This is a genomic window from Melaminivora alkalimesophila (assembly GCF_000282995.1).
In the GTDB taxonomy this organism is placed as follows: Bacteria; Pseudomonadota; Gammaproteobacteria; order Burkholderiales; family Burkholderiaceae_C; genus Melaminivora; species Melaminivora alkalimesophila.
Genome location: NZ_ALEE01000477.1, coordinates 1 through 4,474, shown reverse-complemented (window position 1 = coordinate 4,474; position 4,474 = coordinate 1). Strand labels below are relative to the sequence as shown.

5 protein-coding genes are annotated in these 4,474 nt (G+C 67.5%); all 5 read right to left on the bottom strand.

Annotated elements, in window-relative coordinates:
• A partial coding sequence (gene rnc / locus A612_RS09320; protein ID WP_019374227.1) for a ribonuclease III occupies positions 1-633 on the bottom strand: 633 nt, incomplete at its 3' end.
• A gap of 44 nt (positions 634-677) precedes the next feature.
• Positions 678-1,043 carry a DUF4845 domain-containing protein gene (locus A612_RS09315; RefSeq protein ID WP_019374226.1) on the bottom strand — a complete coding sequence of 122 codons (366 nt, stop codon included), beginning with the start codon at positions 1,041-1,043 and terminating at the stop codon, positions 678-680.
• 50 nt (positions 1,044-1,093) lie between these two features.
• Entirely contained in the window at positions 1,094-2,068 is a 975-nt protein-coding gene (gene lepB, locus A612_RS09310; protein WP_040436490.1) for a signal peptidase I, read from the bottom strand.
• Positions 2,069-2,081: 13 nt separating this feature from the next.
• A complete protein-coding gene (gene lepA / locus A612_RS09305) occupies positions 2,082-3,890 on the bottom strand; it encodes a translation elongation factor 4 (protein WP_019374224.1) in 1,809 nt (602 codons plus the stop codon).
• Between the two features lie 289 nt (positions 3,891-4,179).
• Positions 4,180-4,474: PDZ domain-containing protein (locus tag A612_RS09300; RefSeq protein WP_040436488.1), on the bottom strand; the 295-nt coding region annotated here is incomplete at its 5' end.

Sequence of the window (4,474 nt, the reverse complement as noted above, 5' to 3'; positions counted from 1 at the left end):
GGCCGCCCGGCGCGACGGGCCGCTGCCGCGTAGCCGCAGCCGGCGCTCGACGACCTCGCATTCCACGTGGAAGACCTGGTTGTGCGCCGCCCCCGTGACTTCCAGCACATGGTAGGCGGGCAGTTTCATTCTGCGGCCCTGGAGCCACTCCTGCAATGCGGTCTTGGCATCCTTGGCGGCGGCCTGCAGGCTGGGGCTCAGCTCCACGCCCTCGAACAGCCGGTGCACCAGCGCCTGAGCGGCCTCGTAGCCGGCGTCCAGGTACACGGCGCCGATTAGCGCCTCCAGCGTATCCGCGAGGATCGACGGGCGCAGCTTGCCGCCCGAGCGCGCTTCGCCCTCGCCCAGCCGCAGCACCTCGGGCAGCTTCAGCCGCACGGCAATCGCATGCAGCGATTCCTGGCGCACCAGGTGCGCGCGCAGGCGCGAGAGCTCGCCCTCGGGCAGTTGGCGCAGGCGCGTGAACAGCAGCGTGGACACCGCCAGGCCCAGCACCGAGTCGCCGAGGAATTCCAGGCGCTCGTTGTGGTCAGCGCCGAAGCTGCGGTGCGTGACGGCGCGCTGCACCAGCGCGGGGTCGGAGAAGGTGTGCTGCAGCCGTTGCTGCAGGGCCTGGAGGGTCGATGGGGGCACTGGTGGAAGGACCTGGTGCGGGGCGCGCGGCCGGCCCCGCGCCGTCACTTGGTGGAGTCGTTGAAACGGTAGACCAGGTAGGCGGGGCCTGCCAGGTGGATCTCGCGCTCGTATTCGTAGGAGACGACCACCCGGTCGTCGCGCTTGGTGACCTGCAGGTCCTTGCCCGAGATCGAGCTGATGTCGTCGATGGCGGCGGCGCGGTCGAAGGCGGCGCGCACTTCGGGCACGGTGGTGCCGTCGCGCGCTGCCTTGGCGGCCGCCTTCTTGATGGCCATGTATTCGATGAAGATCGGCACGGACTGGCCGCCGACGGCGAAGACCGCCACCGCCAGCACGCCGAGAAAGACCACCCCGAAGAAAGACAGCCCGCGCTGGCGCGCACGGGCCGGTGAGCGTTGCATCGCCATGTCGTGTTTTCCCTCCTGCTGTTGGCGCCGTGGCGCCTGGTTCTTCGAAGTCAGTGGAACGATCCGATGCGCTTGAGGTTGCCGAAGTTCATCCAGACGAAGAACGCCCGGCCGACGATGTTCTCGTCCGGAACGAATCCCCAGTAGCGCGAGTCGAGCGAATTATCCCGGTTGTCGCCCATCAGAAAATAGTGGCCCTCGGGCACGGTGCAGGCGACGCCCTCGACGCTGTAGCGGCACTGCTCGCGGAACGGGAAGTTGCTCGCGCCCATCACCAGCGCGGGCGCGTCGGTGTTGACGATGACGCGGTGGCGCTCGCTGCCCAGCTGCTCCTCGAACTGCTTGAAGTAGCGCATCGCGTCAGGGTCGAAATAGTCCGGCAGCGCGCTGGTGGGCACCGGCTCGCCGTTCACCGTCAGGCGCTTGTTCAGGTAGGCGACCTCGTCGCCCGGCAGGCCGACCACGCGCTTGATGTAGTCCATGCTCGGCTGCGGCGGGTAGCGAAACACCATCACGTCACCGCGCTGCACGGGCGTGCCGGCGGTGATCTTCTTGTTGATCACCGGCAGGCGCACGCCGTAGGTGAACTTGTTCACCAGGATCAGGTCGCCCACCAGCAGCGTCGGGATCATCGAGCCCGAGGGGATCTTGAAGGGCTCGAACAGGAACGAGCGCAGCAGGAAGACGATGGCGATCACCGGAAACAGCCCGGCGGTCCAGTCGAGCCACCAGGGCTGCATCAGCAGCCGGCCCTTGGCCTCCTGGACGTCGCCGTCCACCTTCTCGATGCCCATGCGATCGAGCTCGGCGCGGCGCTGGGCGTGGGCGGCCTCCAGCGCCTGGGCAGCGCGGCGCCGCCGCGGCAGGAAGACCAGCCGCTCGGCCAGCCAGTAGGCGCCGGTGACCGCGGTGGCAAGGAACAGCAGCAGGGCGAAGTTGCCTTCGATGGCGCCGGTGTACCAGGCGGCGATGTAGCCGACGAAGGCCGCCAGCACGGCGGCCGTGATGTAGGGCATGGCTTGCATGGTGGTGGTTCGCTCAGTCCTCGACCTGCAGGATGGCCAGGAACGCCTCCTGCGGCACCTCGACCGAGCCGATCTGCTTCATGCGCTTCTTGCCGGCCTTTTGCTTCTCCAGCAGCTTCCTCTTGCGCGAGATGTCGCCGCCGTAGCACTTGGCGAGCACGTTCTTGCGCAGCGCCTTGATGTTCTCGCGCGCGATCACGTTGGCGCCGATCGCCGCCTGGATCGCCACGTCGAACTGCTGGCGGCTGATGATCTCGCGCATCTTGGCTGCCACCGCCCGGCCGCGGAACTGCGCCTGGCTGCGGTGCACGATGATGGACAGCGCATCGACCTTCTCGCCGTTGAGCAGGATGTCGACCTTCACCACGTCGGACGGCCGGTATTCCTTGAACTCGTAGTCCATAGAGGCGTAGCCGCGGCTCACGGACTTGAGCTTGTCGAAGAAGTCCAGCACGATCTCGCCCAGCGGCATCTCGTAGGTCAGCATGACCTGGCGGCCGTGGTATTGCATGTTCAGCTGCACGCCGCGCTTTTGGTTGGCCAGCGTCATCACCGGGCCGACGTAGTCCTGGGGCATGTAGAGATGCACCACCACGATGGGCTCGCGCACTTCCGCGATGCGGCCCTGGTCGGGCATGCGCGAGGGGTTCTCCACCTGGATCAGCTCGCCGTCTGCCTTGAGCACCTCGTACACCACGCTCGGCGCCGTGGTGATCAGGTCCATGTCGAACTCGCGCTCCAGGCGCTCCTGCACGATCTCCATGTGCAAGAGCCCCAGGAAGCCGCAGCGAAAGCCAAAACCCAGCGCCTGCGACACTTCCGGCTCGAAGTGCAGCGAGGCGTCGTTGAGCTGCAGCTTTTCCAGCGCGTCGCGCAGCTGGTCGTACTGGTTCGCCTCGGTCGGGTAGAGGCCGGCGAAGACCTGCGGCTGGATTTCCTTGAAGCCGGGCAACGCCTCGCTGGCCGGCCCCAGGTTGTTCGGCAGCTTCTTCTCCAGCGTGATGGTGTCGCCCACCTTGGCGGCTTTGAGCTCCTTGATGCCGGCGATGATGTAGCCCACCTCGCCCGCCTTGAGCGATTCGCGCGGCTGCTGCGCCGGCGTGAAGACGCCCAGGTTGTTGGCGTCGTAGGCGGCGCCGGTGGCCATCATCTTGAAGCGCTCGCCTTTCTTCAGCTCGCCATCGACCACGCGCACCAGCATGACCACGCCCACGTAGGCGTCGAACCAGCTGTCGATGATCATGGCGCGCAGCGGCGCATCCACCTTGCCGCGCGGCGGCGGCACCTTGGCGACGATCTGCTCGAGCACGTCCTCGATGCCCATGCCGGTCTTGGCGGAAATCGGGATCGCCTCGCTGGCGTCCACGCCGATCACGTCCTCGATCTCGGCGCGCGCGGCGTCCGGGTCGGCCTGCGGCAGGTCCATCTTGTTGAGCACCGGCAGCACTTCCACGCCCAGGTCGAGCGCGGTGTAGCAGTTGGCCACCGTCTGCGCCTCCACGCCCTGGGAGGCATCGACCACCAGCAGCGCGCCCTCGCAGGCCGACAGCGAGCGCGAGACTTCGTAGGAGAAGTCGACGTGGCCGGGCGTGTCGATCAGGTTCAGGTTGTAGACCTTGCCGTCGCGCGCCTGGTACTGCAGCGCCGCGGTCTGCGCCTTGATGGTGATCCCGCGCTCTTTCTCGATGTCCATCGAGTCGAGCACCTGCGCCTGCATCTCGCGCTCGGCGAGGCCCCCGCAGCGCTGGATGATGCGGTCGGCAAGGGTCGACTTGCCGTGGTCAATGTGCGCAATGATCGAGAAGTTTCGGATGTGGTTCATCAACAGCTAACAAACGACGGGATTCGGGGGCGGGAGCGGGGCACAAGAAAAAAGGGCGCGTCCAGGTAAGCGACGCGCCCTCAAACCAACGATCTCTGGCAACTGCGATGGTTGGGGCCCCATTGTAGGCAAAAACCTCAGGGTCCCCCTCCCATCCCGGGCGGCGGACAGGGCCGCAGCCGCAGGCCGCGGGACCACGGCCCGGCGCCTCGCAGGCGCCGGCTGCGCACGGGCCGCGTTTTCCAGCGCGCGATTCTATCCAAACGCCGTCCTGGCCCGGCCAGGGCGCTCAGCGCGCCGGGCGGATCAGGGCGTATTGCGCCCATTCGCCGCGCCGCACCAGCACATTCACCGGCCTGCTCTTGTCGGCCTTGGCGGCGGCCGCCTCGAAGTCCTTCAGGTTGCGGATCTCGGTGTTGGCCAGCGCGATGATCACATCGCCCTCGCGCAGTCCGGCGCGCGCCGCGTTGTCGCTGGCGCTCACCACGCGCACGCCGCCCTTGAGCTTGAGCTCCTTTTCCTGCGCCGGCGTCAGGTCCGCCACGACCAGGCCCAGCTGCGGGGCCGCGGCCGTCGGCTGCGCG

What these genes read in the sequence shown, in the direction of transcription:
- lepA (WP_019374224.1), bottom strand. Translation starts at nt 3,890, where the DNA reads ATGAACCACATCCGAAACTTCTCGATCATTGCGCACATTGACCACGGC.
- A612_RS09315 (WP_019374226.1), bottom strand. Translation starts at nt 1,043, where the DNA reads ATGGCGATGCAACGCTCACCGGCCCGTGCGCGCCAGCGCGGGCTGTCT.
- lepB (WP_040436490.1), bottom strand. Translation starts at nt 2,068, where the DNA reads ATGCAAGCCATGCCCTACATCACGGCCGCCGTGCTGGCGGCCTTCGTC.